The sequence below is a fragment of the Pseudomonas sp. KB_15 genome, from assembly GCF_052114525.1.
Lineage (GTDB): Bacteria > Pseudomonadota > Gammaproteobacteria > Pseudomonadales > Pseudomonadaceae > Aquipseudomonas.
In genome coordinates this window covers 1-374 of record NZ_JBFREX010000340.1, presented here as the reverse complement: position 1 = coordinate 374, position 374 = coordinate 1, and the positions used below count along the sequence as shown (strand labels likewise).

1 pseudogene is annotated in these 374 nt (G+C 60.3%); it reads left to right on the top strand.

Annotation, left to right across the window (positions count from 1 at the left end):
- Nucleotides 1-183: 183 nt before the first annotated feature.
- Nucleotides 184-374: pseudogene (locus AB4Z35_RS31185) on the top strand (hypothetical protein); the annotation flags it as partial.

Genomic DNA, 374 nt, shown 5'->3' with positions numbered 1-374 from the left:
TTCCGCAGGAGCGGATCGTCCCCGTGCCGCCCTAYGGGCCAGAGGAAATTGGAAGGTTYGCSGTSCATTTCCTGCGCGACGGCAACGTCAAGGTSTTCGTGACSATGATGGCGCTYCGTCATCCTGACTAYCCSTTGAAGGGCGACGAGGCGCGCAAGTAACCACAGKTYCAYGAGGAGAGTCATGCCTTACATAGTAGCGCGCCCACGGGCGTGGATAGCCGGCCTGCTAGCAGCATTGTCACTGGCAATGTCCGGTTGCGGCGACGAGCCAATCTCGGTGGAAATGGTTGGMTACAACCACACCGATGTRGGCATCTACGCGTTCGAGGTCAATGGCCGTGGTGGCCCGAATATCTGGCCGCACGAGGGCGG